General features: G+C 60.7%; 23 protein-coding genes. 11 read left to right on the top strand and 12 right to left on the bottom strand.

The window, feature by feature from the left end; translation table 11 throughout:
• The 7 genes from ACQY7U_RS22510 to ACQY7U_RS22540 all read right to left on the bottom strand — a co-directional run.
• On the bottom strand, nt 1-1318 hold a 1318-nt coding region (locus tag ACQY7U_RS22510; protein WP_428649652.1), incomplete at its 3' end, for an FGGY-family carbohydrate kinase.
• A 21-nt stretch (nt 1319-1339) separates the two neighbouring features.
• A complete protein-coding gene (locus ACQY7U_RS22515) occupies nt 1340-2074 on the bottom strand; it encodes an SDR family oxidoreductase (RefSeq protein WP_428649655.1) in 735 nt (244 codons plus the stop codon).
• A 48-nt stretch (nt 2075-2122) separates the two neighbouring features.
• Nucleotides 2123-3193, bottom strand: coding sequence for an ABC transporter ATP-binding protein (locus tag ACQY7U_RS22520; protein ID WP_428649658.1), 1071 nt, complete (start codon nt 3191-3193; stop codon nt 2123-2125).
• Nucleotides 3194-3307: 114 nt separating this feature from the next.
• Complete coding sequence (locus tag ACQY7U_RS22525; protein ID WP_428649661.1) at nt 3308-4123, bottom strand: carbohydrate ABC transporter permease; 816 nt, start codon at nt 4121-4123, stop codon at nt 3308-3310.
• Nucleotides 4120-5043, bottom strand: coding sequence for a carbohydrate ABC transporter permease (locus ACQY7U_RS22530; protein WP_428649663.1), 924 nt, complete (start codon nt 5041-5043; stop codon nt 4120-4122). Before ACQY7U_RS22530 ends, ACQY7U_RS22525 begins: the two co-directional genes overlap by 4 nt.
• Nucleotides 5044-5180: 137 nt before the next feature.
• Nucleotides 5181-6527, bottom strand: a complete 1347-nt coding sequence (locus ACQY7U_RS22535; RefSeq protein WP_428649666.1) for an extracellular solute-binding protein — start codon at nt 6525-6527, stop codon at nt 5181-5183.
• Between the two features lie 124 nt (nt 6528-6651).
• Nucleotides 6652-7701, bottom strand: coding sequence for a LacI family DNA-binding transcriptional regulator (locus ACQY7U_RS22540; RefSeq protein WP_428649669.1), 1050 nt, complete (start codon nt 7699-7701; stop codon nt 6652-6654).
• A 666-nt stretch (nt 7702-8367) separates the two neighbouring features.
• Between ACQY7U_RS22540 and ACQY7U_RS22545 the strand changes: the two genes are divergently transcribed.
• Nucleotides 8368-10512 (top strand): methyl-accepting chemotaxis protein, encoded by a 2145-nt coding sequence (locus ACQY7U_RS22545; protein WP_428649672.1) that lies wholly within the window; start codon nt 8368-8370, stop codon nt 10510-10512.
• Nucleotides 10513-10586: 74 nt separating this feature from the next.
• Here ACQY7U_RS22545 and ACQY7U_RS22550 read toward each other — a convergent pair whose 3' ends face one another.
• Entirely contained in the window at nt 10587-11213 is a 627-nt protein-coding gene (locus ACQY7U_RS22550; RefSeq protein ID WP_428649675.1) for a TetR/AcrR family transcriptional regulator, read from the bottom strand.
• A 94-nt stretch (nt 11214-11307) separates the two neighbouring features.
• Between ACQY7U_RS22550 and ACQY7U_RS22555 the strand changes: the two genes are divergently transcribed.
• The 3 genes from ACQY7U_RS22555 to proC all read left to right on the top strand — a co-directional run bounded on the left by ACQY7U_RS22555 (nt 11308) and on the right by proC (nt 13977).
• On the top strand, nt 11308-12135 hold the full coding sequence (locus tag ACQY7U_RS22555; RefSeq protein ID WP_428649677.1) for an NAD(P)H-binding protein: 828 nt from the start codon (nt 11308-11310) through the stop codon (nt 12133-12135).
• Between the two features lie 2 nt (nt 12136-12137).
• Nucleotides 12138-12605, top strand: coding sequence for a DUF1772 domain-containing protein (locus ACQY7U_RS22560; RefSeq protein ID WP_428649680.1), 468 nt, complete (start codon nt 12138-12140; stop codon nt 12603-12605).
• 520 nt (nt 12606-13125) lie between these two features.
• Nucleotides 13126-13977 (top strand): pyrroline-5-carboxylate reductase, encoded by an 852-nt coding sequence (gene proC, locus ACQY7U_RS22565; RefSeq protein WP_428649683.1) that lies wholly within the window; start codon nt 13126-13128, stop codon nt 13975-13977.
• Nucleotides 13978-14018: 41 nt separating this feature from the next.
• Here proC and ACQY7U_RS22570 read toward each other — a convergent pair whose 3' ends face one another.
• The 4 genes from ACQY7U_RS22570 to ACQY7U_RS22585 form a co-directional block, all read right to left on the bottom strand.
• Entirely contained in the window at nt 14019-14366 is a 348-nt protein-coding gene (locus ACQY7U_RS22570) for a hypothetical protein (protein ID WP_428649711.1), read from the bottom strand.
• A 77-nt stretch (nt 14367-14443) separates the two neighbouring features.
• Nucleotides 14444-16819: a TIM-barrel domain-containing protein gene (locus ACQY7U_RS22575; RefSeq protein ID WP_428649686.1), complete on the bottom strand. Its 2376-nt coding sequence runs from the start codon at nt 16817-16819 to the stop codon at nt 14444-14446.
• Nucleotides 16820-16885: 66 nt separating this feature from the next.
• The gene (locus ACQY7U_RS22580; RefSeq protein ID WP_428649688.1) at nt 16886-18187 is read right to left on the bottom strand and encodes a TRAP transporter large permease; all 1302 of its coding nucleotides are present in this window, start codon (nt 18185-18187) and stop codon (nt 16886-16888) included.
• Nucleotides 18188-18213: 26 nt separating this feature from the next.
• Nucleotides 18214-18738, bottom strand: coding sequence for a TRAP transporter small permease (locus tag ACQY7U_RS22585; protein ID WP_428649690.1), 525 nt, complete (start codon nt 18736-18738; stop codon nt 18214-18216).
• A gap of 220 nt (nt 18739-18958) precedes the next feature.
• Here ACQY7U_RS22585 and ACQY7U_RS22590 point away from each other — a divergent pair, with 220 nt between their 5' ends.
• The 7 genes from ACQY7U_RS22590 (at nt 18959) to ACQY7U_RS22620 (ending at nt 26073) form a co-directional block, all read left to right on the top strand.
• Nucleotides 18959-19939: a TRAP transporter substrate-binding protein gene (locus ACQY7U_RS22590; protein ID WP_428649693.1), complete on the top strand. Its 981-nt coding sequence runs from the start codon at nt 18959-18961 to the stop codon at nt 19937-19939.
• A gap of 28 nt (nt 19940-19967) precedes the next feature.
• Entirely contained in the window at nt 19968-21788 is a 1821-nt protein-coding gene (locus ACQY7U_RS22595) for a glycoside hydrolase family 2 protein (RefSeq protein WP_428649696.1), read from the top strand.
• On the top strand, nt 21785-22525 hold the full coding sequence (locus ACQY7U_RS22600; protein ID WP_428649698.1) for an FCD domain-containing protein: 741 nt from the start codon (nt 21785-21787) through the stop codon (nt 22523-22525). The genes ACQY7U_RS22595 and ACQY7U_RS22600 overlap by 4 nt, the downstream gene beginning before the upstream one ends.
• A 42-nt stretch (nt 22526-22567) precedes the next feature.
• Entirely contained in the window at nt 22568-23749 is a 1182-nt protein-coding gene (gene uxuA / locus ACQY7U_RS22605; protein WP_428649700.1) for a mannonate dehydratase, read from the top strand.
• A 91-nt stretch (nt 23750-23840) separates the two neighbouring features.
• The gene (locus ACQY7U_RS22610) at nt 23841-24278 is read left to right on the top strand and encodes a dihydroneopterin aldolase (RefSeq protein WP_428649703.1); all 438 of its coding nucleotides are present in this window, start codon (nt 23841-23843) and stop codon (nt 24276-24278) included.
• A gap of 119 nt (nt 24279-24397) precedes the next feature.
• On the top strand, nt 24398-25282 hold the full coding sequence (locus tag ACQY7U_RS22615) for a dihydropteroate synthase (protein ID WP_428649706.1): 885 nt from the start codon (nt 24398-24400) through the stop codon (nt 25280-25282).
• Between the two features lie 35 nt (nt 25283-25317).
• On the top strand, nt 25318-26073 hold the full coding sequence (locus ACQY7U_RS22620; RefSeq protein WP_428649709.1) for an SDR family oxidoreductase: 756 nt from the start codon (nt 25318-25320) through the stop codon (nt 26071-26073).
• The last annotated feature ends 435 nt before the right edge of the window (nt 26074-26508 follow it).

The raw sequence follows: 26508 nt of genomic DNA on the forward strand, positions 1-26508 counted from the left end.
TCACGATCGTCTTGACCGGGGCGCCGCAATTCGCCTGAGCCTCGATGATCTGGCGCAGGCCGTAGCCGAGGCCGCAGATGCCGGCAATGTAAAGGCTCACAAGGCTGTCGATATCCGCCGTCATGTCGAGACCCGCGACGACCGCTCCCGTGTGCGGGTTGGCATGCGGGGCCCGGTTGCCGAGAAATTCCGGAACCACGCTGATGGGCCCGGCAAGATAGGCCGCATCGCCCACAGCTTGCCGGGCTTCCGCAGCCCGGCAGGCCAGCCATTCCGGCAGGGATTGCCCCGCAGCCTGCGCGCGTTGGCGCGCGTCGGGGGCCGCCGGATGAAAGGAGATCAGGTGATCGATTGCCGCGCCAGCGGCGGACTGGCCGCCTTCGTTCAGCCAGGCGCCCGGCACCATCGCCGAATAATAGGGGCCCCAGACACCCGGCACCTTCACAGGTTGGCTTGTGGTGGTCATGGTGCAGGACGAGGTTCCGAAGACATAGGCCAGATTGTCCTGTACCCGGCCCTCGGCTCCGACCGTGCCGACGCCGCCGGCATGGGCGTCGATCAGTCCGGCGGCAACGGGGGTGCCCGGCAGCAGGCCCAGGTCTTCCGCGCTTTGTCCGCTCAGACCGTCGCCGAGCGGTGTGCCGGGGTCGACGACCTCGGTGCCGATCCGGTCAAACCCTTCGTCCGCCAGTTCCGCGAGGCCGATTTCCCGGAAATAGCTCTCGTCCCAGCGCCGTTCGTGGCCCAGATAAGTCCACTTGCAGGTGAGCGTGCAGATGGATCGCGCCAGGCTGCCTGTCGCCCGCCATGTGAGATAGTCGGTCAGATCAAAGAACTGCCAGGCGGCGTTGAAGGCCTCGGGCAGGTTTTCCTTCAGCCACAGCAGTTTCGGTGTTTCCATTTCCGGTGAAATCCGGCCGCCGACATATTGCAGCACCGGGTGGTTCGTGCGGTTGATGCGTTCCGCCTGTTCGATGGCACGGTGGTCCATCCAGACGATGATGTCGCGCCGCGGATCATTATCAGGGCCGACGGCCAGCGAGGCGCCGTCCCGGCCGGTGACGACGAGAGAGCAGGTCGCGTCGAAACCGACGCCGCCGATGGTGGACGGATCCACACCTGCCGCGGCCGTGGCTTGGCGGCTTGCTGCCGAAACGGCCTGCCAGATCTCGTTCGAAGACTGTTCGACGATCGAGCCCGGGCTGCGGTAGAGGGTGATATCGCGCTTGCCCGTGCCGAGCAGGCGGCCCGCCGCATCGAAGACACCTGCGCGCGCGCTGCCGGTGCCAACATCTATACCCATGAAATGCGCTGTCATAACGTCCCTATTCTCGTCAGGTCAGAGGTCGCAGCCCTGCGGCAGGATCACCAGGTCGCGAATCATCACTCCCCTGGGGCGCGTCAGCATGAACAACACGGCCTCGGCAACTTCCACCGGCTGCATCAGGCTGCCGGAGGCCAGCGCCTCTTCCATCTTCTCCTTCGGCCAGTCGTCCAGCAGGGCGGTCACGACAGGGCCAGGCAAAACCGAACCGATCCTGATGCCCTTGTCAATGAGCTGGCGGCGCGTGGTATGAACGAAGGCCTGCACGGCGAATTTCGAGGCCGTGTAGACCGGTTCCCAGATGACCGGAACCACGCCGGCCACCGAACTGGTCAGAATGATGTCGCCCGATTTTTGATCGATCATCTGCGGCAGGACCGCATGCACCGCCCGGAAAGTGGCATTGATGTTCAGATTGAGGACGCGGTCCCATGTGTCCGGATCACCGTCCGCGACGGCGCCGCCCACGTAAGCGCCCGCGTTGGCGTGGAAGATATCCAGGCCACCGGCCTTCTCGACAATACGCGGCAACATTCCCGAGACGCTTTTTGTATCCATCAGGTCGACGACCAGCGGATGCGCCTTCGGGCCGAGGTCTTCGCAGACCTGATGCAGCTTGTCTTCATCGCGGTCGATCAGGACAACCGTCGCCCCGGCGTGAAGCATCGTCCTGGCGCATTCAAGACCAATTCCCGATGCAGCGCCCGTGATTGCCGCCGATTTGCCGGTTAGCGCGTTGTTCCAGTCCATTTTTCTCATCCATTCGCGGGCATGTGTTCGAAAACGGGGTTGCCTCGGTCAGTGCAGGTTGATGCGGCGGTCGTCGTCGTTGAAGACATGGCACCGTTCGCGCGGCAGGCTGAGGAAGATCCGCTCGCCACCGTGGTAGTTGCGCTCGCCGACGCCGCGGACGGTCAGCATGCCGATGCCCTCGACGTTGACGTAAAGAAAGGCGTCGCTGCCAAGCTGTTCCTCGACCACGATCCGCCCTTCCAGATCACCGGCTTCGTGGGAATACTCCAGGTGTTCCGGGCGGATGCCGAGGGAGAGGTTCGCGGTCAGGCGGTCCTGCGTGACGTCGGGCAACGCCAGGTCCAGTCCGTTGGTGAGCTTCAGGCGTCCGTCGCCGGAGGGGACCGCCTCAAGGAAGTTCATCTTGGGCGAGCCGATGAAGCCGGCCACGAACTTGTTCACCGGCCGGTCGTAGAGCTCGATCGGAGACGCGAATTGTTCCACGTTGCCGCCCTGAAGCACCACGATGCGGTCGGCCATCGTCATGGCTTCCACCTGGTCGTGGGTGACATAGACCATGGTCGTCTTCAGGTCTTCATGCAGGCGGATCAGTTCCAGCCGCATCTGCACGCGCAGGGCCGCATCCAGGTTGGAGAGCGGTTCGTCGAAAAGGAAGGCCGAGGGGTGCCGGACAATCGCCCGGCCGATGGCCACCCGCTGCTGCTGGCCGCCCGAAAGCTCCCGCGGTTTGCGGTCAAGCAGTGCGTCGAGGCCGAGGATCGCGGAGGCCTCCGCGACCTGCCGCGCAATCTGGTCCTTCGGCAGGCCTGCGATCTTCAGGCCGAAGCCTATGTTTTCGCGCACCGTGATGTGGGGAAAGAGCGCGTAGGACTGAAACACCATGGCCAGTCCACGGGTGGACGGCTTGGCGTGTGTCACATCCGCGTTGTCGATGAGCACCTGGCCGCCGCTGACGTCTTCCAGACCCGTGATCATCCTCAAGAGCGTGGACTTGCCGCAGCCCGACGGGCCGACGAACACGATGAATTCGCCGTCGGAAATCCTGAGGTTGATGTTCCGCAAGACGGATACGTCCCCGAACGACTTCTGAACGTTGTTGAGACAGATCTCACCCATGTCTTGGGTCTCCCTGGAAAAGGTGGGCCGATGGGGCCTTTGCAAAATGTGCGCGTGCTGTGGAGGCCTGTCCGGCCTGGCAGCGTTTGTCTTTCTGGTTCGGCAATCCCGGCATCAGTTCTTCACGGCCCCCATGGTCAGGCCCGACACGATGTGGCGTTGCATGATCAGCGTGAAGATCACCGGCGGCAGGATCTGGATGATCGTGGCGGCGGAAATCAGCTCCCAGTAGGTCTTGGTGACCGTCGAGAACGAGGAGATGACGACCGGGAACGTCTTGGCCTCGCGGGTGGTCAGGAACAGGGCCAGCAGCAGCTCGTTCCAGGCGAAGATGAAGACGAAGGTTGCCACCGTGGCGATGCCGCTTTTGGCAAGCGGGAGTGCCACCAGGCGGAAGGTCTGGAACCAGCTGCAGCCCTCGACCCGTGCCGCCTCGATGATCTCCTTCGGAATGTTGCGGAAGAAGGACATGGCGACCCAGATGGCGAAGGGCAGGTTGAAGCCGGCATAGACGATGACCAGTGCCGGAATGGTGTCGAGCATGCCGACGCTGTTGAAAATGATGAAAAGCGGCACGGCGGCGGCGATTGGCGGCATCATCCGGGTGGAGAGAATCCAGTCTGCCAGAAAGTTCCGCGCCGCGAACTTGAAGTTCACCAGACCGAAGGCAGCGGGCAGGGCGAAGGCCATGCAAAGGACCGTCGCACCGAGCGTCACCAGAACCGAGTTCAACAGGAATTGCCAGTTCTCCGACAGGAGCAGGCGGAAGTTCTCAAGATAGGTGAAGTCGGGCAGCCAGACCGGTGGAATGGCATAGATGTCGTTGATGGTCTTGAAGGCGGCCAGAACCATCCAGAGGATCGGCGCGGTGAACACGAAGGTGATCAGGAAAGCGGCCGGCAGCATGAAAGGCGATTTGGTGCGGGTCATTTCTGGACCCTCCGCAAGTAGGTGACTGCAATCGTGGTGACGACGATCGACATCAGGAGGATGATGACGGAGGCGGCGGAGCCGTAGCCGACCTGGAAGAACCGGAAGTCCTGCCGGTAGGCGAAGAAGGTGATGAGTTCGGTGGCGTCACCCGGTCCGCCGCGAGTGGTCACATAGACCAGGTCGAACAGTTTGAGATTGTCGATCACCCGCAGGATGACGCCGACGAGGATGACGTCGCGAATGGCCGGCAGCTCGATCCAGCGGGCGACGTGGTGCCATTTCGCACCTTCCAGCTCTGCAGCCTCATAGAGCGAGTCCGGGATCGAAACGAGACCCGCGAGCATGAGCAGCATCATGAAGGGCGTCCACTGCCAGGCGTTGATCGCAATGACCGCGGGCAGGGCGAAAGCCGGGTCGCCGAACCAGGACGGGCCTTCGATACCGATGCCGCCGAGCAGGTAATTGGCAATGCCGAGCGTGGGGTTGAGAATGTAGCTGAACATCAGGCCGACGCAGATCGGGGTGATCATCATCGGCAGGATGGTCATGGAGCGCAGGACCTGACCCGCCCGCATTTCCCTGAGGCTCAGGAAGACCTTGGCGCAGAGAAAACCGAGGGCAAGTTCGAGGCCGATGGAAACGGTGGTCAGGACGACGGTATTCTGGACCGCCTTGAGAAACAGCGTGTCCGTCAGCAGCGTCTGGTAATTTTCAAGCCCGACGAACCACTTGCGGTGCATCTGGGTGAGCTTGACGTCGTAGAGGCTCAGATAGACCGAGTAGATGAACGGAAACACGCTCAACAACAGCAGGTACACCACAGCGGGGACGATGAAGAGCAGCCTGGTCATGCGTTCGCCATCGATGGAGTGCGGTTGGACCGCCGGCCGATCGATATGGGTTGTTATGTCAGTCATTTTCTTTCTTTCCGCGGTCGTCGCGTACCAGACCGAAGCTTCCGGCCGACATTGGCCGGAAAGTGAAGGAGGGGCCGAGGGGAGGTACCCCTCCTTCCAGGGAGCGTGCCGGCTGCCGGCACGCTTCAGTTATTGTGTCAGTTGATGTAGCCGGCGCGGCTCAGCATGCGCGAGATCCGCTCGTTGGCTTCATCCATGGCTTCCTGAGGAGATGCGTCTCCCACAATCGCCCTGTTCACCTGCAGACCGAGCGCATCGATCATCTCGAAGGTCAGCGCATGCCTCGGGCGAAGCTCCGCCCATGCGGCCTTGGCGGATTCATAAAGGGTCGGAACCCAGGGCTGCTCGGCGACGATTTCTTCGTCCTGCATGGCGGAGTGCCGGCTCGGAGGACCGCCCATCAGGACGAATTCCTTGTGAATTTCCGGGCTGGCGAACCACTTCATGAAGTCCCAGGCAGCGTCTTTCTGCGTGGAATGGGCATTCACGCACATGATCCAGCCGCCGACCGGCGGAACCGCCTTGGCGCCTTCCGCATGGGGGAACATCGCCACGCCGAACTTGTCCGTCACCTTGGAAATGTCCGGGTCGGTGAAGAGCGGCGTGCGCACCGACCAGTTGTTGATCATGGCCACCTTGCCCTGGGTGAAGGCGTTTGCGCGTTCATCCCAGGCAAACTGTTCCACGCCCGGAGGGCCGTAAGGCACCATGTCCTTGAAGAACTGGATCATCTCGACGGCTTTTTCGGAGTTGAACAGCGGGGTCTGATCCGCATAGGCGTCGGAGGAGCCGGGGTAGTTGGATTCCCACGGCTTGCCGCCGGCCGAATAGATCCATTCAAAGAACTGCTGACCGGCTGCCGAGCCGCGCTGGAAGTTCATGGCCATGCCGGCGACATCCGGGAAGTCCGGGCTTTCGGCAAAGAACCTGGCGGTCTCTTTCAGTTCGTCAAACGTCTCGGGAACCTTCAGGCCGGCCTGTTCGAAGAGGTCCTTGCGGTAGTGAAGCATGTGCCAGTAGCCGGCGATCGGCAGGCACTGCAATTTGCCGTCCCAGTAAGCCTGACCCTTGAAGGATTCGATGTAGTCGTCCATGGCGGCAATTTCCGGGTCCGTCGCGGCAACCAGATCCTCGACCGGGTCGATACAGCCGGCCTCGACGAATTCGCCGACCCAGATGCCGTCGATGAACAGAACGTCGTAGCCGCTGTCCTGCTGGGAGCAGCTGAGGATCTGTTTTTCGTGCAGCGGATCGTAGCCGAAGCCTTCAACCGTCACGTCGGCGCCGGTGACGCCGCTCCATTTCGGGCTGATTTCCTTGAGCGCATCGATAAACGGATCCTGAATCGTCTGAACGCGGAGCGTTTTGCCGTTGTGGTCTCCAAGTTCGGAAGACCAGTCCACGGCCCATGCGTGCGGGCTGTACAAGGCCGCCAGGACGGCCAGTGCGGACGCACTCTTCAATATTCCACGATACCGGTTCATTCTGTCCTCCTGTAAGAACCGTTTCGGAGCCCTGACATCGGCATCGGGACAGGCAAGGCAGTCCTTTCCTGATGCAAACTCCGCTTCAAAAGAGCGCGCCGGTGTGGAAGTCCTCCTCCCAGGGCTACGCTCTTCGCCTTGATTCCGTGACGCCTTCCGGATCGCCGGATTTCGAAATCCGCCGGCTGGAGGCGCGAACTTTCAGATCGCATTGAAGGACCTCGGCCACAGGGGCGCCGGTCTCTCCCTCAAGGCGTTTCTTGAGGGTCGTCCAGATGCTCTCCGCGATTTCATCGATCGGTTGCTGGACCGCCGTGATCGGCGTGCGCCGGGCGGACATCCAGGGATAGTCATCGAACCCGACCACCGAGACGTCCTCACCGATTTCGTACTTGCGCTCGGCCAGACAGGTCAGGATCGACAGGGTCGTCATATCCGTCACGCCCAGGATGGCGCTCGGCAGGGCGTTGCGGTCCAGCCAGCGGGCCAGTTCCTCCGCGCCTTTTTGCGGATCCGGACCGACTTCGACCGTTTCCGCCGTACCACCGGCCGCCTCGACGCGCTCACGCGCGCCCCTGCAACGCTCCCGAATGGGCTCCAGGGACAGGTTCGAGGCAACGATCAGGACATTCCGGTGCCCGAGTTCGACAAGGTGCTTGGCCGCGATGCCCGCCGCGTCGGCATTGTCGATCCGTACCGTGTCGAAACCCTCGGCGTCCGCGCCACGGTCGGCGACGACAATCGGCAATTCATTACGCACTTCGAGGAGCTGATCGGGCATCTTGTCCGTGCAGGGCACGATGACCATGCCGGCCGGCTGCCAGGACAGCAGGGCGGCAATTCTGCGGCGTTCGACTTCGAGGTCGTCCTGCGCGTTGGCGACGATGATGTCGTAGCCGTCGACCTGTGCCCGCCGCTCCAGTTCGGTGACCAGCGAGATGAAAAACGGGTCGGAGAGGGCCGGAACCAGCATGGTGATGATGCGGCTGCGGCCGGTACGCAGATTGGAGGCCGCCCGGTTGACCCGGTAGCCCACTTTCTTGGCAACGGCGCGAACGTGCTCGGCAAGCTCTGGCGTCACCGCCTTCTTGCCGGAGAACACGTTGGATACGGTGGCGATGGATACGCCTGCCGCATCGGCAACCTGTTTTATCGATGGTGGACGTTTTGCCAAGTTTTCCTCCCGCCGCTCGAGCGGCATTTGTTAAACGTTTAACCGTGAAACGTTTTACGTGTCAACATGAGATTTTGATTTTGTGGCGATCCAGGAGCCGGTCTTGATCAGGTCATGCGTGGGTTCTCCTATTAAATAATTGACCGAGAAGGTGAAAACCTTCCTTGATGCGATCTCGCGATGCGGATCGGTTTTCAGTTTATCACTCTCTCGCGGCGCTCGGAGAGGGAATTCTTTCGTCTAATCGTTTTTTGGCTGCGGCGATCTCTTCGTGTGTTCAGCGTCAAAAAAAGCATATGCATGAGCGGTTTTGATTTTTTAAATCAGTAAAATAAAGTGAAATAAATGAATTTGATGAAGGTAAAAATCAAGAGCGGATTGGTCGACGCGACTTTCAACTTAGTTAAATTCGCTTCTTGATTGCATAGATCTGATTGTTGATTCACAAACAACATAGAAGTTAGATGTGAGTTTTTTTCGAGAGTGCGAGATTTTTTCTTTAAAAAGCAGATCTTTACCTGAAATCTTGTGAGGTCATTCACCTTTGGGAAAGTTTTTCGCGCCATGCTCGCTTCCGGTGAAGGATCTAATATGTTAAACGTTTAACTTACGAGGAGCACAAAAGTGCACAAGCGCGGGTTCAACGTCCACATACCGGAGGGCAAAATGAAACTTAGCGTGAAGCTTCCCATGGCTGCAGCGGTGGTCACGGTCGCAGCGATTGGCGTCATCAGCGCGATTGGCATGTCCATCAACGCGCATTTCCTGCAAGAGCTGTCCGGCGAAAAACTCCAGGCAATCGCGGACGGCCGCCGGAACCAGCTGCAGACGTATCTGGACAGCATCCGGGACGATGTCGTTCGCCTGGCGGCTGCGGAAAACACGGTTCTGGCCGTCGGTTCGCTGCAATTCGCCTGGACAAAAATCTACGCGGACCAGAAGGAGGAGCTTCAGCGGCGCTACATCCTTGAAAACGACAAGGCGTCCAACCATCGGGATGAGCTCGACGATGCCGGCGTGGACAAATACGATTCGACGCATCGCCGAAACCACCACATCTTCCGGGATTACATCAACGAAAAGGGCTACCTGGACCTGTTCCTGGTCAACAATGACGGCGATGTCATCTACTCGGTCAAGAAACAAAAGGATTTTGCCGCCAACATCGGCGATCCGGAACTGAAAGGGTCGGGACTGGCGCGTGTCTGGGAAACGTTGAACGCCATGGGGAATGAGGGCGGTGTCGCCTATGATGACTATGCCCCCTATGTGGTCAGCAACAGCGAGCCGGCCGCCTTTATCGGCGCGCCCATCATCCGCTCCGTCGGCAACAAGGGGGGCGGCGGTGTGCGTGACGGCATGATCGTTCTCAAACTGCCCAACCAGCGCATAGGCACCATCATGCTGAACTTTGCCGGATTGGGTGAAACCGGCGAAACGGTGCTTTTGCGGCATGACGGGCATCTGATAACCGACGCGGCGAGGCTGCCGGACGGTGCAGCTTTCGGACGGAAATTCGACGTCGGCGAAATTTCCGCGCTGGACGAGACCGAAATCAGGCTGGTCGACGTGGCGCGGGATGGGACGGACTATCAGGCGGCCCTGACCAAACTGACTTTCTTCGGCAACGACTGGGGCATTGCCGCTCTTGTGACAAAAGCGGAAGCGAATGCCGGCACGACCTTTCTCCTCAAGTTGACGGCTCTGACCGCCCTGATGCTCCTGCTTGGGATCTCCGGCCTCGCTGCCTTCGGTTCGCGCCTGATCACACGCCCGATCTCGCAGCTGGTGGCCAATATGAGCGCCTTGGCACAGGGCGACACGCAGATCGAAATCCGCCAGTTGACCTCCAATGACGAGATTGCCGAAATGACCAGGGCAGTCGAGGTCTTCCGCGACGCAGCGATCGAAAAGGAAAAGCTCGAACAGGAGAACCGGCAGGAAGAGAACCTCCGGATCCGGCGTCAGGAACGTATCGAGGATCTGATCGCCGGCTTCCGAAAGAAGATGCGCGACGTCCTGAAGGAACTCAGCGACGGTTCGGGCCGGCTCGGCACGACCGCGAAATCCCTGTTCGAGGCTTCCGAACACACGCGCACAAGATCAAGAGATACGCTCGAAGCCGCACAGAATGCCAGCGCCAACGTTCAGTCGGTTGCCGGGGCTTCCGAAGAACTTTCCGCTTCCATCCAGGAAATCTCAAATCAGGTCGAGCATTCCAAGGAGGTCGTCAAGCGGGCGGCCCTGGCGACCACGAAAACCAACGAGGAGATCGAACTTCTGGCGAGCAACGCGGAAAAGATCGGCGAGATCATTTCCCTGATCCAGGACATTGCGGAACAGACCAATCTGCTTGCTCTCAACGCGACGATAGAGGCGGCCCGGGCGGGGGAGGCGGGCAAGGGTTTTGCCGTGGTCGCCGCCGAGGTGAAAAGCCTCGCCCAGCAGACCTCGAAGGCAACCGAGGAAATCTCGATCCAGGTCAATTCCATCCAGGATTCCAGCCGGAAATCGGTCGCCGCCATCGCGGAAATCGTCGAGGCGATGGGCGAGGTCGACAGTTACAGTTCGGGCATCGTGGATTCAGTCGGCCAGCAGCTGATCGCGACCAACAGCATTTCCGAAATCTCGGTCGGCGTGGTCAACGACACCAGAAGCGCGTCGGAAAACATGCAGCTGCTTGCCGATGTGGTGAATGAGACCACGGATTCGGCCGGCTTCGTGCTGAAGGCGTCCGAGGACATCGATCAGGAAACCCGGAAAATGAAAGAGGAAGTCGACGACTTCCTGAGCGCGGTCGCCAATTGCTAGGCGGCGGATAAAGACAGCAACGTCAGGCAAACCTGTCCGGTCGGGTTTTCCGGTCCATCTTTTGATCCATGATGTCAGAGGTTCGCGAGACCGCCCGCCAAAAGCTGCTTGAACTGTGAGACGGTCTGCTCCGCCTCTTCTTGAGGCTGGCAGACCGCACGACAGACAACAGCGGCAATCAGGTCCATGAGCATCATCGCGGTCGTTTCGGCGGAGCCGTTCCGCCCGGCCACGCCTGCACGCCGCATGGCGTCGGCCAGGATGCCGGACAAGATCCTGATGTCCGCCTCTTCGAGTTTCTGTAGCTCCGGGTCGGCGCGGGTTGCGCCGATCAGATCACCCATGACCGGGTGGGTGCTGAACATCTCAAAATACTCGTCGAGAATTCGGGTCAGCGCCCGAAGGAGATCCGCTTCGGTTTTGACAGGCTCAAGCGCCAGGCGCACGCAGTCGTGGCCTTGCCGGTTGTAAACGTCGAGAAGCGTGGCGATCACCGCCCGTTTTTCCGGGAAATATTGATAGAGCGAGCCATGTTTAACGCCGGTCCGCTCGACAATGTCGTTCATCTTGAGCTGGTCGACACCCTTTTCCGAAATCAGGGCGACGGCTGCATCCAGAATGAGTTCGAACCTTTCGCGGCTTCGTTTCTGAACCGGCATGCGCCGAACGATTGTGCCGGCCGCCGGGTCGGACTGCGTCATCGATTTCTCCGTTTCGATCTTGACGAACGAAATACGATGGTTTATCGCATTTTGTCAAACGCGAGAGTTTATCGTATTTAAAAAGGAGAGTGTGATGACTGCAGAAAAACCGATTCTGATCATTGGGGGGGCCGGAAAGACCGGGCGCCGGGTAAACGGCCTGTTGATCGAAAAGGGCCATGCGACACGCCCGGTGTCACGCTCGACAGATCCGGCTTTTGACTGGGCAGACCCGGCAACCTGGGACGCAGCCCTGGCAGGGACCCGGGCCGCTTATGTGACCTACCAACCGGATCTTTCCGTGCCGGGCGCCGCGGAGGCAATCGGCCTTCTGGCGGAAAAGGCGAAAGCACATGGGCTGGAACATCTGGTCCTGCTTTCGGGGCGCGGCGAACCGGGGGCGGAGCGAGCCGAAAAGGTTCTCAGCATGTCAGGCCTCGACTGGAATGTTGTGCGGGCAAGCTGGTTCGCGCAGAATTTCAGTGAAGAATTCATGGCACAAGCGATCCAGGCAGGTGAGCTGGCTCTTCCCGTCGGCCCGGTGCCCGAGCCCTTCATCGACGCGGACGATATAGCGGAGGTGGTCACCGCAGCGCTGACCGAGGAAAGGCTCCGCAATCGTCTTTATGAAGTGACCGGTCCGCGTGCGCTCACATTCGCCGAGGCAATCGGGTCGATCTCCTCCGCCAGCGGCCGGCCGGTCCTTTTCCGGCAAATTTCAACGGCGGATTTCGAGGCGGGGATGCGCCAGGCGGGCGTTCCGGACGACATGATCGGCCTTCTCAACGAGCTTTTCACCGAGGTGCTGGATGGCAGGAACGCAAGGGTTGCACATGGTGTCGAGGAAGCGCTGGGCCGCCCGCCGAGAGATTTTTCTTCCTATGCGGCTAAAGCCGCCGAAGCCGGTGCGTGGGAGAGCTGAAGATGATGTCTCTTCTGACCTGGTTGATGATCCTGGCGTCCGGATTGATGGCAGGTCTCTATTTCGCCTTTTCCAGTTTCATCATGAGGGCGCTGGTCTCGGTGGATGCAGGCGGAGGCGCGAGGGCGATGATCGCCATCAACCAGGTGATTCTGAAGTCGCCCTTTCTGCCGGTCTTCTTTGCCTCGACGCTTCTGGCGGCGGGACTGACCGTCTACGCCTTCACAAGGTTGCCCGATACGGCTTCCATGACCCTGATCGCCGCCGGCGTCGTGTATCTGGCCGGTATGTTCGCAGTAACCGGGCTCTTCAACGTGCCGCTGAACGACCTGCTCGACAAGGCCGGGCCGGCGGACGAGGTGGTCTGGTCCACCTATGCTGCCCGGTGGACGATGTGGAACCATCTGCGCGCGGCCGCCTCCTTCGTCTCGCTGGTCCTATATGTGTCGGCCCTGACCCGTCTTGCCTGAGGACGGGAGCCAGTAGTCTGGCCGGATGATAACTGGCTCCTCTTTTGCTGAAACTGAATCTTCCAGCGAGTAACCTCAACAACGATGCTGAAGCATTCCCGGTGCCGGCGGTTGCTGCGAAGCGGCCTCCGGCGGACCGCGCATTAGTGCCGTTGCCGCTGCGGGGGAAGAGACCTTGGACCGTTTTCGTGCCGTTTTGAATCCGGTCTGGAGTGCCTGAGCGCAGGGCATGTCAAGCCCCGGTGCGAACGCTCCGGCGGTGATCACGCCATCCCCGACGGGGCGTCTTCCGATGAAACGTTCTGCACGTTTTGGGAGATGCGGCTTTCTTTTAATTAATTAAAATTGAAAATTGCGGGCCCGTGCCCATTGTGCTGCCGGCGAAATCCTTTCTAGTATCGCGATCAAGGTGACGGAAAACACCTACTCGGTTGCCTTGGGGGGAAATCGATTTTTGATTTGTCGGCATGGCTTTCCGGTGCCGCCCGCACCGGCAGGTCTGGTTTTGAAAGTTTGACGTATGGACATTTTGCCGGATCAGAAGATTGGACTCGTCGGATGCGGCTTCATGGGCAAGGCCCTTCTGGAAAGTTGGCTGGCAAAGGGAATTCCCGCGAAGACGATTTTCGTGCTCGACCCGAGCCCGTCCGCTTGGCTGCAGGGACTGTCCGGGGTCAACGTCAACACACCGTTCCCGGAAGATCTGGCGGCCGTGGTAATAGCCACGAGACCTCATGTCGTTGAAGAGGTCCTGCCGCAGCTGGCACCTCTTGCCGGCGGGGCAACCGTGTTCGTTTCCATTGCGGCCAGCAAGCCGATCGCCCTGTTCGAGGAGCAACTGTCCAGGGCCACACCCATCGTCCGTGCCATGCCAAATCTTCCGGCGACCGTCGGCGCGGCCATCACCGCCTATATTGCCAATTCGAGCGTCGAGGGCAGTCAAAAGGCACTGGTTCGGGAACTCATGTCGGCCATCGGCACGGTCGTCGAACTGCCGGACGAGGACGTCTTCTCGGTGGTGACGGCCATGTCGGGCGCCGGTCCCGCCTATGTCTTTGCAATGGCGGAGGCTCTCGCCAGCGCGGGAGCGGAACTGGGCTTGCCGGAAGACCTTGCCCATGAACTTGCCATCAAAACCGTGGCGGGGGCCGGACGGATGCTTGGGCAGGCGGATGCGGACGCCACGGGATACCGTGTGGCGGTTACCTCCAAGGGTGGTACGACGGAAGCCGGTATGCTGGAATTCATGGCCGATGAGCACGGCATTCAGGATCTTGCCAAGCGCACCATCCGTGCGGCGGCTGCCCGATGCAGGGAGCTTTCCGGTCTGGGCGAGGCGGCGCGGGAAGAACTTCCGGTCGCCGGAGAGTAGATCCGGCGACTGTTGATCACGACTTTGGGCAAGGCGCCTGTTCAATGAGAGCAGGACGCGTCCGGCTGATCACATGACAAGCGTATCATGGCGGACAGGGTCTTCAGGACGCTTCCGGATTGCAGGTCCGCGAACGCGGCCCGGACAGCTTCGCAAAAGACGCGATCCTTCGGCAGGCCGGCACCGAACACCTCTCGCAGCCGGAACATCTGCCGGACATAGTCCTCACCGTCTGTCTTGCCTGCGACTTCAGCGATCCGTCCGGAAAGCGGGGCATTCAGGGGCAGGCGACCGCCTGTTTCCGAAACGCCCCGGCAATAGAGAAACCATCCGGCGACCGCCAGGGCCGACATCGGCCAGGGATAGCCCTGTGCCAGGTGGTCCCGGATCGGGGACGGAGGCGGCTGCGGGCGTGGTCCGGCCCCATGGGGATGGACGGTTCAAGTGTCATGAACGGTCTTCGGTTTCAGAAAGAGATCTTGTTTCCCGGTGTGCATTCGGTGCCGTTGACGAAAAGCGGACCGGGCCCCGCCAGCCAGATGTCTGTCGAGGCAAAGGCTGGCCGCCAGTTGCCGCTGCGCTGCCAGGTCAGATGGACCGCTCCGTTCTGCCGTGAGAGGCTGAATGAGGTCAGGCAATGGTCGCCGCTCAAAGCCTCGACGGTATCGCCGTCATCATCGTAGGAGAGTGACTGCTGCTGCGGTGTCCCGGCCGGTTGCGGGTAGATCCGCCAGATGCGGTGGTTGTCCAGCTCCGGGGACGAGCGGAGATTGGCCGCTGCCATCGGCAGAACCGCGCCGCCCCGGACAAAGAGGGGAATGGTCTCCAGCGTCACCGGCACCTCGATCACCTGGCCGCCCGGATACCAGCTGCTGCCGTCGAAGGCCCACCAGCCGGTTCTGCATTCAGGCAGCGTCACCTTTCGGCTTGTGGCACCTTCCTCGACGACGGTCGCCACCAGGAGATCCCGCCCCAGCAGGAAGTCGAATTCCGCTTCGCGGCAATTCGCGTCCTGCGGGTGATCCAGGAAGAGCGGCCGCAGCATCGGTTCGCCCTTTGTCACGGCCTGATGGAGAAGGGTGTAGAGATAGGGGATCAGCCGCGCGCGCAGCTTCAAGGCATCGCGCACCAGCGGCGTGATCTCCGGATACATCCACGCTTCGTTGGCCGTGCCGTCATCGTTCCAGGAGTGGATGGTGAAACGGGGATGGAAGATACCGTTCTGGATCCAGCGCAGGAAAAGTTCGGGCTCCGGTCGCGGGCCGGCGAAACCGCCGACATCATGGCCGATGTTGTAAAAGCCGGAAAGGCTGAGGCCGAGGCCCATCGGGATGTTCCAGCGCAGTGTCTCCCAGCTGGTGTAATTGTCGCCGGTCCAGGTCTGGGCATAGCGCTGGGTGCCCGGCGCCGCGCAGCGGGAAATCAGGTAGGGACGTTTCAGCGGCTGGTCTTCCGCTTGCGCCTCATAAGACGCCCTGGTCATAAGCTGGCTGTGCAGCGGCCGGATCAGATTGACCGGGATGGGATTGCCGAAACCGGCGCAGACCGCCTCGTCGTCCCAGACCTCGTATTCGTTGTTATCGTTCCAGGTGGAGCGGATGCCCCTGGAAAAGAGCTTGTCCTTGAGGTTCGTCTGCCACCAGCGGATCGTGGCCGGATTGGTGAAATCAAGGTGCGAGCCGGTGCCGTCCCAGAAGGGCGACTGCTCCGCTTCGCCGCTCTCGCTGTCCTTGATGAAGAGACCCGCCTTGTCGGCTTCACCATAGAGCGGATGATCGTCGAGCAGGACCGGCTTGACGTTGGCGATGAGGTGGATGCCGGCTTCCTCATAGGCCCGGGTCATTGTTTCGACGTCCGGAAACCGATCCGTGTTCCAGTGGAAGACATAGCGCTTGCCCCTGATGGCGGTATAGCCGGACGACATCTGGAAACTGTCGCAGGGCATGTCTTCGTCCGAAAGCGTTTCCAGGAATTCCATCAGGCGTTCCTGGGCGTTTTCCGAATCCGTATAGGCCATGGTGGAGCCTGAGTAACCAAGACCCCAGCGCGGCATGAAAGCGGTGCCGCCGGTCAGCCGGTGCTGCTGCTTGACGATGTCGAGAACCGTCGGTGCCCAGCTGAAGTAGTAGTCGAGATCGCCGTCCGCGGCCCGGAAGGCACGGAACGGGAGATGGTAGTTGTCTTTCTCGTTGCCGAGGTCGAACCAGCAGGGTGCAAGCGTGTCGTAATAAAGTCCGATGGCACCGAGAGCGCCCCGGTCGGTGATGGAGAAGGGGATGTGCTTGTAGAGCGGGTCGGTCGCGCGGGCGTCGTAACCCATCGCGTCCAGATTGCGCATTTCAAAGCGGCGGCCGGAGCGTTCCAGCCTGCCGGTCTTTTCGCCCAGGCCATAATAACGCTCATCGGGAAAGCGGCGCATGAAGTGGTGGTTGCGATGGTCCCTCCGCCCGATCATGTAGGCGTCCTGCGGCCGGTCGCGGGCAATTTCCATCCAGTCATCGTCCGGCGACACCCGGGCTTCCCACACCATGGCGAGCGGTGTCCCGATCGTTAGCCGCAGGCATCCCGTTTCCAGAACCAGCCTGCCGTCTTCCCCGGAAAGCGAAAAATCCGGACAGGCGAATCCGGCGAGGTCGTCCCGCAACCGGCCGTCCCAGGGAACGTCGCCGTCGGGGGCCACCGCCCAAGTCCGGTTCAGCCGGTGGCGACTGTCCTTGAGCAGGCAAATGCGGACCAGCGCGTCGTCCAGAATCCTGACGATCAGTCGGTGCCGGCCTTCCACTTCCAGTTCGACGCCGCTGCTTGATTGGTCGGCGCAACGCCAGTTATTCAGCGCTTTCATTACGGGTTCCCTTGCAGGTTCTGGACCGCGCGAAATTGACAGGACTGATTCTCGGAAGCCATTCGCCTAGTAGCCGAGCAGCAGGCGCGGCAGGAACAGGCTGAGCGAGGGGAAATAGGTCACCACCAGAAGCAAGGCGACCAGTACCGCATAGAATGCCATCATCGGTCTGATCACCTGGGCGATCTTCACCCCGCCAACCGAACAGCCGACAAAAAGTGCCGAGCCGACCGGGGGCGTACAGATGCCGATGCACAGGTTAAAAGTCATCACCACACCGAAATGCACCGGATCCATGCCGAGATCCTTTACAACCGGCAGGAAGATCGGGGTGAAGATCAGGAGGGCCGGGGTCATGTCCATGAAGGTGCCGACCACGAGCAGGGCGATGTTGATGATGAGCAAAAGCACGATCGGGTTTTCGGAAAGGCCGAGCAGCGCATCTGAGATGGAATAGGGAATGTCGGCAAAGGCCATCGCCTTGGACATGGCAATCGAGCAGCCGATCATCAGCAGGACGATCGCGGTCGTGACCGCGCTCTCCAGAATGATGCCGGGCAGTTCGCGCCACGAGATCTCGCGGTACCAGACCACGGCGAGGAACAGGGTGTAGACCACGGCGACGGCCGACGCTTCGGTCGCCGTGAAGATGCCGCCGATGATGCCCCCCATCACGATGACGATGAGACCGAGCGGCAGCATGGCGGCGAGCGTCTTTTCCGTCACCTCCTTCAGCGACGGCCGGGCCTCGATCGGATAGCCACGGCGCTTGGCGATATAGCCCGCAACGGCCATCAGGCTGAGCCCCATCAGGATGCCAGGGATGTAACCGGCGACGAAAAGCGCGGCGATGGACGTGCCGTTGGTGATCAGCGAATAGACGATGAAGGTGGCGCTCGGCGGGATCAGCAGGCCGGTCGGGCAGGAGGCGATGTTCACCGCGGCGCTGAAAGCCGGGTCATACCCTTCCTTCTTCTGCAAGGGCGACATGACGCCGCCAACGGCAGCCGCCGACGCAACGGCGGATCCGGATATGGAGCCGAACATCATGTTGGCGATCACGTTGCAATGGGCGAGAGCGCCCGGAAGGCGGCCACCCAGAACCTTGGCGAATTCGATGAGGCGCAGCGCGATGCCACCCCGGTTCATGATGTTGCCCGCCAGAATGAAAAAGGGAATGGCAAGCAGCGTAAAGCTGTCGAGGCCGGAAGCGACCTGCTGGGCGACGATGTAGACCGACTGGTCGAAGGACATGAACAGCAGGAAAGTGGCAAAGGCAGCCAGACCGATCGAAAAGGCGATCGGTACGCCCAGGACCATGAGCAGCGCGAATGTCCCGAACAGGACGAGGACCGATTGAATATCCATGAAAATTCCTCAGAAGCTGGCCGGTGTCAGTCAAGCGGTCCGCCGAAACCGGCGGAACCGTCCTGGTCGTTGGGGCCGCGCCCTTCCCGAAAGAGGTCGGTCAAAAACGTCAGGCAGTAAAAGAGGATGCAGAGCCCCGAGAAGGGGATCGCGATGTAGACAAGTCCCATGGGCAGGCGCAGCGCTGGTGAAACCTGTCCCGTCGCAAGCGTCCGGCTGACAAGGTCCATGCCGCCATAAACCATGATCAGCCCGGCGAACAGCGCGATTGCCGCGATGATTGAGGTGTTGACCGCCAGGCGCAATCCACCCCGGGTAATCACGGGAAGCAGGTCGATGGCCAGATGCCTGCGCTGGCCGAGCGTATAGGCGCCGCCCAGCAGCGCCACCCAGATGAACAGGAAACGGGCCATCTCATCCGTGATCGTGCTCGGGGCTTCCAGCACGTAACGCGAGACCACCTGCCAGACGACACAGGCAACCAGAACGGTGAAGGCGGTGATGATTACGAGCCGCAGGATCATGTCCACGCCTCTGGTGATGCTTGTCACGGTAGTCCCCCCGGGTCACGGCAAAGCCTTTGATGGTGGGTAGAATTGCGTCATGAAATGAAAATGGTCAACCAATTTTCGAAAATAGGTTGACTGATTTTGAAAATTGGACGAACAATTTGCCGTCCGCAGCGCAGACCGGCTGCGAGAACCGGGGCCGAACGAACCGCTGTTGTTATGGCGGGCGACGTGCGGCCTGGCCTGCATTTGGGAGGACTACATGTCTAAATTTGTAAAGCTCGCGGCTGTTCTGGCTGCCGGCGTCGTTGCGCTGGGTACGGCCGCAAACGCGAAGACCCTTCGTCTCAACCACAACAATCCGGAAGACCATCCGCTGCACAAATCCATGGAATTCATGGCCGACCGTGTCGAGGAACTGACGAAAGGCGATCTGAAGATCCGGATCTACGCCAACGCCCAGCTCGGCACGCAGCGCGAATCCATGGAGCTGATGCAGAACGGCTCGCTTGATATGGCTCGCTCCAATGCTTCCGAACTGGAAGCTTTTGAAGAATCCTACGGCGCCTTGAACCTGCCCTACATCTTCGTCAGTGCGGACCATTATTACGACGTCCTGAGCGGCGAGATCGGTGCCGATATCCTGGCCGCTTCCAGGGACAAGGGCTTTATCGGTGTTGCTTATTACATCGAGGGCGCACGCTCCTTTTACGCCAACAAGGAAATTCATTCCCCTGCCGACCTGGAAGGCATGAAGATCCGTGTCCAGCCGAGCCCGTCCGCCATTCGCATGGTGGAGTTGCTCGGTGCCAATCCGACGCCGATCGCCTGGGGTGAACTTTACAGCGCCCTGCAGCAGGGCGTGGTCGATGGCGCTGAAAACAACCCGATGGCGCTGACCTCCGCCCGGCACGGCGAGGTGTCCAAGTTCTATTCCGACGACGGCCACACCATGATCCCGTCCGTGGTGATGATCTCCACCAAGACCTGGGACGAGTTGTCGGATGCGCACAAGGAAGCCGTTCGCCAGGCAGCAAGGGAGTCCATGGATTTCCACCGCCAGCAATGGGATGCCATGAGCGCGGAAGCGGTTGAAACCGCCAAGAGCGAACTCGGTGTGAAATTCATCGAGGTGGACAAGGGCCCGTTCATCGAAGCGGTGCTGCCGATGCACGAGGAAGCGGCCGCCAAGTCCCCGGTCGTGGCCGACCTGATCACGCGGATCAAGGCCGCCGCCGAATAAATTTCAAGGACACGCAGGAACCCCGACGATGCTCGAACGCTCGCAACTTGCCGCCAATGCGCTTCAGGCGCTGCATGATGAAGACTATGACGTGCCCTTCAACACGCAATCGTTGAACCATGATGGCCTGATCTTCATGGGCGGACGGCAACAGACGAGCATGAACGGCGACTGGACCTTCTGCGTGGACCTTCTCGACACGGGCCTCCGGCAGAAATGGTACGCCATGCTGCCGGAGGCCCCGGAGAACCGGACCGAGCCCTGGGACTATGATCCCTACATGGGCGAAACCGTTCCGGTGCCTTCCAACTGTGCGATGCTGAAGGAGAAATGGTATTTCTTTGAAGGCAGCGCCTGGTACACGCGCCCCCTGGATCTGGATGAAATTGACGGAACCAAACGTCAGTTCCTGCGCTTCGGTGCGGCCAGCTACGACTGCAAGGTCTTCCTGAACGGCGAGTTCCTCGGCAACCATTACGGCGCTTCGACGCCGTTCTGCGTCGAGTTGACGGGACGGCTGAAGCCGGGCCGCAACTGGATCATGGCCTGTGTCAACAACACCCGCACCCGCGACCGGGTGCCGATGCGCAATACCGACTGGTTCAACTATGGCGGTCTGTATCGGGAAGTCTCCTTCTTCGAGACGCCGAAGAGCCTTATCAGGGACTTCTTCCTTTACCTTGTTCCGGACGGCACCTATTCGACCCTTCGGGCCGAGGTGACGGTGGATGGGCCGGAACTGGAAACGGCAAGGCTTGCCATTCCGGGGCTCGGTGTCACGCTCGACATCCCGGTCGACGAGACCGGCCGGGGCAAACTGGAATTTTCAGCGCGGCCGGATCTCTGGAGCCCTGAAACACCTACCCTTTACGATGTCACGGTGCGCTTCGGCGAAGACCTGGTGACGGACCGTGTCGGCTTCCGCCAGATCGAGCGGCGCGGCACGGATATCCTGCTCAACGGCGAGGCGCTGTTCCTGCGCGGTATTTCGGTTCACGAGGATGATGCGCGGCTCGGCAAGGTGACGACGGAGGAGGATCTTCGTCGCCGGTTTGCAGATGCCCGTGATCTCGGCTGCAACTACCTGAGACTGGCCCATTATCCGCATCATGAGCGCGCGGCACAGCTCGCCGACGAACTCGGCTTTCTGCTCTGGGAGGAAATCCCGGTCTACTGGGCGATCGATTTCGCCAATCCGGCAACCTATCGCGATGCTGAGAACCAGCTCACTGAACTGATCAGGCGCGACCGCAACCGGGCGAGCGTCATCATCTGGTCGGTGGGAAATGAAAATCCGGACACCGATGCGCGGCTGACCTTCATGCAGGGGCTCGCGGAGACCTGCAAGAACCTCGATCCGACCCGGCTGACGTCGGCGGCCTGCCTGGTGAACCATGCGCAGAACCGCATCGAGGACCGGCTGGCCGACCATATCGATATCATCGGCCTCAATGAATACTACGGCTGGTACGAAGAGAATTTTGAAGATCTCGCCGCCATCGGGGTGAATTCAAATCCGGACCGGCCGGTGGTGATTTCCGAAACCGGAGCCGACGGCGTGATCGGTGAAAAGGGCCCCCAGAAGGGGCTGTTCAGCGAAGAGTACATGGCTGAGGTCTACCGCAAACAGATCGGAACACTGAGGCAGCTCGACTACGTCAAGGGAATGTCTCCCTGGATTCTTTACGACTTCCGGGTGGAACGCCGGCAAAACATCTTTCAGAACGGCTATAATCACAAGGGACTGATCGCCGCTGACAAGCAGACCCGGAAAAAAGCGTTCCGGATCCTGTCGGATTTTTATCATCAGATCGCCGCGAGCGAGGAGAAGGCAAGGGAAGCTTCATGACCAGCGAAGGTTCAAAACGCCGATACCAGGAAATCGCCGAATTGCTCGCCCGGCGCATTGCGGACGAAGGTTTCAAGCCCGGCGACAAGTTTCCGACCGAGCGGCAGATTTCGCTGGAACTGGGCATCAGCCGTTCGCTTGTGCGCGAAGCCTTCATCATGCTGGAGATCGAAGGTTATCTTGAAGTGCGCCAGGGGTCCGGCAGCTATGTGGCTTCCGGCGAGAAGATCTCTCTGAATGTTCAAAAACCCGACTTCGGGCCGTTCGAGCTGCTGCAGGCCCGCCAGCTTCTGGAAAGCAGCATCGCCGGCTTCGCCGCAACCGCCATCACCAAGAGCGACATTCTGCAGCTCCGCGAGACGCTGGAGCTGGAGCGCAAGTTCATCGAAGGCGGCGTCGACGACTACGAAGCCGACCGGCAGTTCCACCGCCAGATCGCCGAAGCCACCCAGAACAGCGTGCTGGTGCATCAGGTGGAAGACCTCTGGACAATGCGGGAGAACAGTCCGATGTGGGCAAGGCTGCACGACCGGATCTTCGACCTGAGCTACCGGACAAGATGGCTGGACGATCACGCCGTCATCCTGGAAGCGTTGCGCCACCGGGATTCGGACAAGGCCCGGCAAGCCATGTGGCAGCATCTGGAAAACGTCCGCCTGACCCTTCTGGAACTGTCGGATGTCGGTGACCCGGAATTCGATGGTTATCTCTATACGCCCGCTGTCGCAGGGCTGTGAGACCGGCACGGCGCTGCCACAAGACGAGAAAGTTCATAGTAGATGATAGAAAGCTGGCGCTGGTTCGGACCTCAGGATCCGGTCTCCCTGGCGCAGATCCGCCAGACGGGCGCACGCGGCGTGGTCACCGCCCTGCACGAGATCCCCAATGGTGCGGTCTGGCCGGAAGAGGCGATCGCTGCCCGCCGCAGGATGATCGAGGCTGCCGGCCTTGAGTGGGTGGTTACCGAAAGCATCCCGGTGCATGAAGACATCAAGACTGCTGCGCCCGGCTGGGAAAGCCTCGCGCAGAACTGGGCCGCGACCCTCCGCGCGCTCGCCCGGCAGGGCGTCAGGACTGTCTGCTACAATTTCATGCCTGTACTGGACTGGACCCGGACGGACCTGAACTATCCGCTTGCAGATGGCGCGACGGCATTGCGCTTCGAGTTTGCAGCCTATGCCGCCTTCGATCTTTTCATCCTGAAGCGAGAAGGCGCGGAACGGGATTATCGCCCGGAAGATCTGGCTCTCGCCGAAGCCTATTTCGCGGACTGCGCGGAAGAGGACAAGGCGAGGTTGACGGCCAATATCATTGCCGGCCTGCCCGGATCGGAGGAAAGCTACACCCTGGAAAGCTTCAGGGCGCAGCTGAAGGCCTATCGCGGCATCTGCCGGGAAGACCTCTTCAGAAACCTCGGGAATTTTCTCGATATCGTCGTTCCGGCCGCCGAAGAGAGCGGCGTTGTCCTGGCAATTCATCCCGATGACCCGCCCCGGTCGCTCTTCGGTCTCCCCCGGATCGTCGGCACTCTGCCGGACCTGGAGCGGATCGCCGCGATGCGGGCATCGCCTTCGAACGGATTTACCCTGTGCTCCGGCTCGCTCGGCGTTCATCCGGAGAACGACATTCCTCAAATCATCGAAACGCTTGGCGAACGGATATTCTTCGCTCACCTAAGAGCGACCCGGCGCGAGGCCGATCCGCGCAGTTTCCATGAAGACGACCACCTGGAAGGCGATGTCGACATGGTGGCCATCATCCGCGCCCTTCGCAGAGCGGAAAAACGGACCGGCAGGCGCATCCCGATGCGTCCCGATCACGGTCACCGGATCTTGAACGACCTGACCGGCACCTCAACACCCGGGTACCCGGCCATCGGCCGTTTGCGCGGATTGGCCGAACTGCGCGGGGTGACGCGGGCGGTCGACGTTCTGGACAGGCCCGATCCGGCGGCCGGATAGGGCGAGGCGCAGGCCAAGCGGGTTGACCAAGCTCCGGATGTGGCTACATCCATCTGCTTGAGATCAAAAAAGTCCAGTCAGCAGGGAACCCATGTCCGCTCAGCCAGAAACTGCGAAGTCAGATACTGTTCAGCCTCCGGCCGAAACCGGCCTGATCGAGGAGGGCCGGGACGTCATCCTGATCGAACGGCTGGAGGTTGCCGCCCAGATCGGCATTCTCGAAAGTGAAAGAGGGCGGACACAAACCGTTCGCTTCGACATCGAGATGCGGACGGTTTCGGGCTACCGCCGGATCGTTCGCGAAACGGGAGCTTTTGTCTCCTATGCCGATGCGGTGGCGTTCATTCAGGAGAAGGCGGCTTCCGGCGGTCACACGGATCTGGTCGAGGAATGGGCCGAAACGGTTGCCGAATTCATTCTCAAGAACGAACTGGTCGATGAGGTGACCGTTAAGGTGACGAAACCGGACATCTTTGAAGAGGCCGCCGGGGTCGGGATCCGGATCACCCGGAAACGCGCTCCGCTTTGACCTTGCCTTCTTGCCGGTTTCAATCCAGCCTCTGGCCTTGGCCAGCCGCGCGTATAAAAATTGCGCGCCAGATACGGCAAGCCTGAGACGACAAGCCTGATACTGGGAGCCTTGTTTTAATGATTTCCGCCGATCGCCTTCTTCCGCTCTGGCTCAAGTACCGCGATGCGCTGGAGGCGCCGGTCCGGACCTTCGAGTTTCCCAGGTTCGGCCGCCGTTTCGAGGACCGCACCTATCAGATGGGGGTCCTCAACCTGTCGCCGGACAGCGCATACCGCGAAACAATCTGCCATACCTTCGAAGCTGCGCTCTATCGCGGGCGGCGGATGACGCTGGAAGGCGCGGCCATGGTGGATATCGGTGCGGAATCGACCGGCGAGACGGCAGACCTCGTTGCGGCGGAAAAGCAGATCGACCGCATGCGACCGGTGGTCAGGGCACTGGCGGAGGAGAACATCCTGGTCTCCGTGGAAACCTATTATCCGGAAGTCGGCGTCGCGCTTCTGGAAGCCGGAGCCGGCGTGATCAACCTGACAGGCCGTGTCGACGACCCGGCCTTCTACGAGGCGATTGCCCGTCACCAGGCGGGGGTGGTGCTGTGTTATACGCCCGGCGAGAATGCCCGCTCCGACGACTATCTGCCGCCTGCCGAGGACATCTTCGATCACCAGCTCACCTTCTTCAGGGAGCGGATCGGGCTGGCGACCGAAGCAGGCGTCGAGCGGCTTTGGGTCGATCCGGGATTCGGCTTCGCGCTGCACCTGCCCGACGGCCCGGACCGGATCCGTTACCAGACCGACAGCATCCTGCAGTCTTTCCGGCTGCGTGAGCTCGGCTGGCCGGTGACCGTGCAACTGACCGGGGCGGTCTATCTATTCCGCGACGAGGTGCGGGTTGCCCAGACCAGCGCGGCGACGCTCGCCGTCATGTCCAGGGCCAATCTGGTGCGCAGTCACGAGGTGCCGCGCGTGCAGCCGGTTCTGAACCTGCAGGACTTCGCCTGACGGGAAGACTGGAGGGGGAACCAGAGGAGGAGTAAATGGCAGCCGAAAAGATCGCTCTTGTCACGGGAGCCGGCAAACGCCTTGGCAAGGCGATAGCTGAGGGGCTGGCCGGGCAGGGCTATGCGCTCGGTCTTCACTATAATTCTTCCAGCGACGGTGCCCGGGAGCTTCAGGGCAGGATCAAGGCCGAGGGCGGCAGGGCGGTGCTCCTTCAGAAGGATCTCAGCCGGCCCGAAAAGGCGGGGGAGCTGATTCATGAGACCTCAGTGGCGCTTGGCGGACCTGTCTCCGTGCTGATCAATTCCGCCTCGGCCTTTGACACTGACAGTCTCGCGGACCTGACACTGGAAAGCTGGCAATTCCTGATGGACGTCAATGCCGCCGCGCCCGTCTTTCTGATGCAGGCCTTCGCCAATCAGGATCCGGGGCCGGAAGGGGGCTCAATCGTCAACCTGCTGGACACGCAGATGCTGTCGGCCTCACCGGAACGCTTCAGCTATTTTTGCGGCAAGTTCGCCCTGGAAGGGGCGACGCGGCTGGCCGCCTTCGAGCTCGGGTCCAAAGGAATAAGGGTCAATGCCATTGCACCGGGGCTGGTTCTTCCTTCCGGTCAAAGCCGGGAAAATTTCGACTCCCGCCAGAAGATGACGCCGCTGGGCCAGGGGCTGGGCCCGGAAGATATCGTGGCCGCGGTCCGCTATCTGGTGGAAGCCCCTCAGGTTACGGGACATACGCTTGTTGTTGATGCAGGCCAGCGCCTGATGGGCTTCGGCAATTCCCCGATTGGCTGAATTGCCGAGGCGGCGGGGCGGGGGAAGACCCCTGCCCGACGGGTTAATGGAAGGTTAATATCCACCGCCTGAAGAGCTTCGAAATTTTTCTCGAAAAAAATCCAATTCTTGTGTTGACGGGTGTGCTGGTGGTGCGTATAACCCGGTCCATCGACGGCGGCAACGTCGCTGGCGACAGGGTTTTGTGACCTTAATTCCAGAAAATTGGCACGATGAGGCCGGATCTGAAGGTTCGGTAGAGTGTTGTTTTCGCTTGAGAGTTTTGGTTGCGGGTCTGAAGAGGATTGGTCCTCTGTTCTTTGACAATTTGATATTTGAAGGAAGGGAAGCGTAGGCGGCGTTGGCCTTGCGATCCTCGGCGTGAGTTGAGGGTTTTAAGGAGTTACGCAGGTACGCTGATCTTTCAGACAAGGAAGCCGATTGGGTCGGACGGGT

The organism is Roseibium sp. (assembly GCF_050301095.1).
In the GTDB taxonomy this organism is placed as follows: domain Bacteria; phylum Pseudomonadota; class Alphaproteobacteria; order Rhizobiales; family Stappiaceae; genus Roseibium.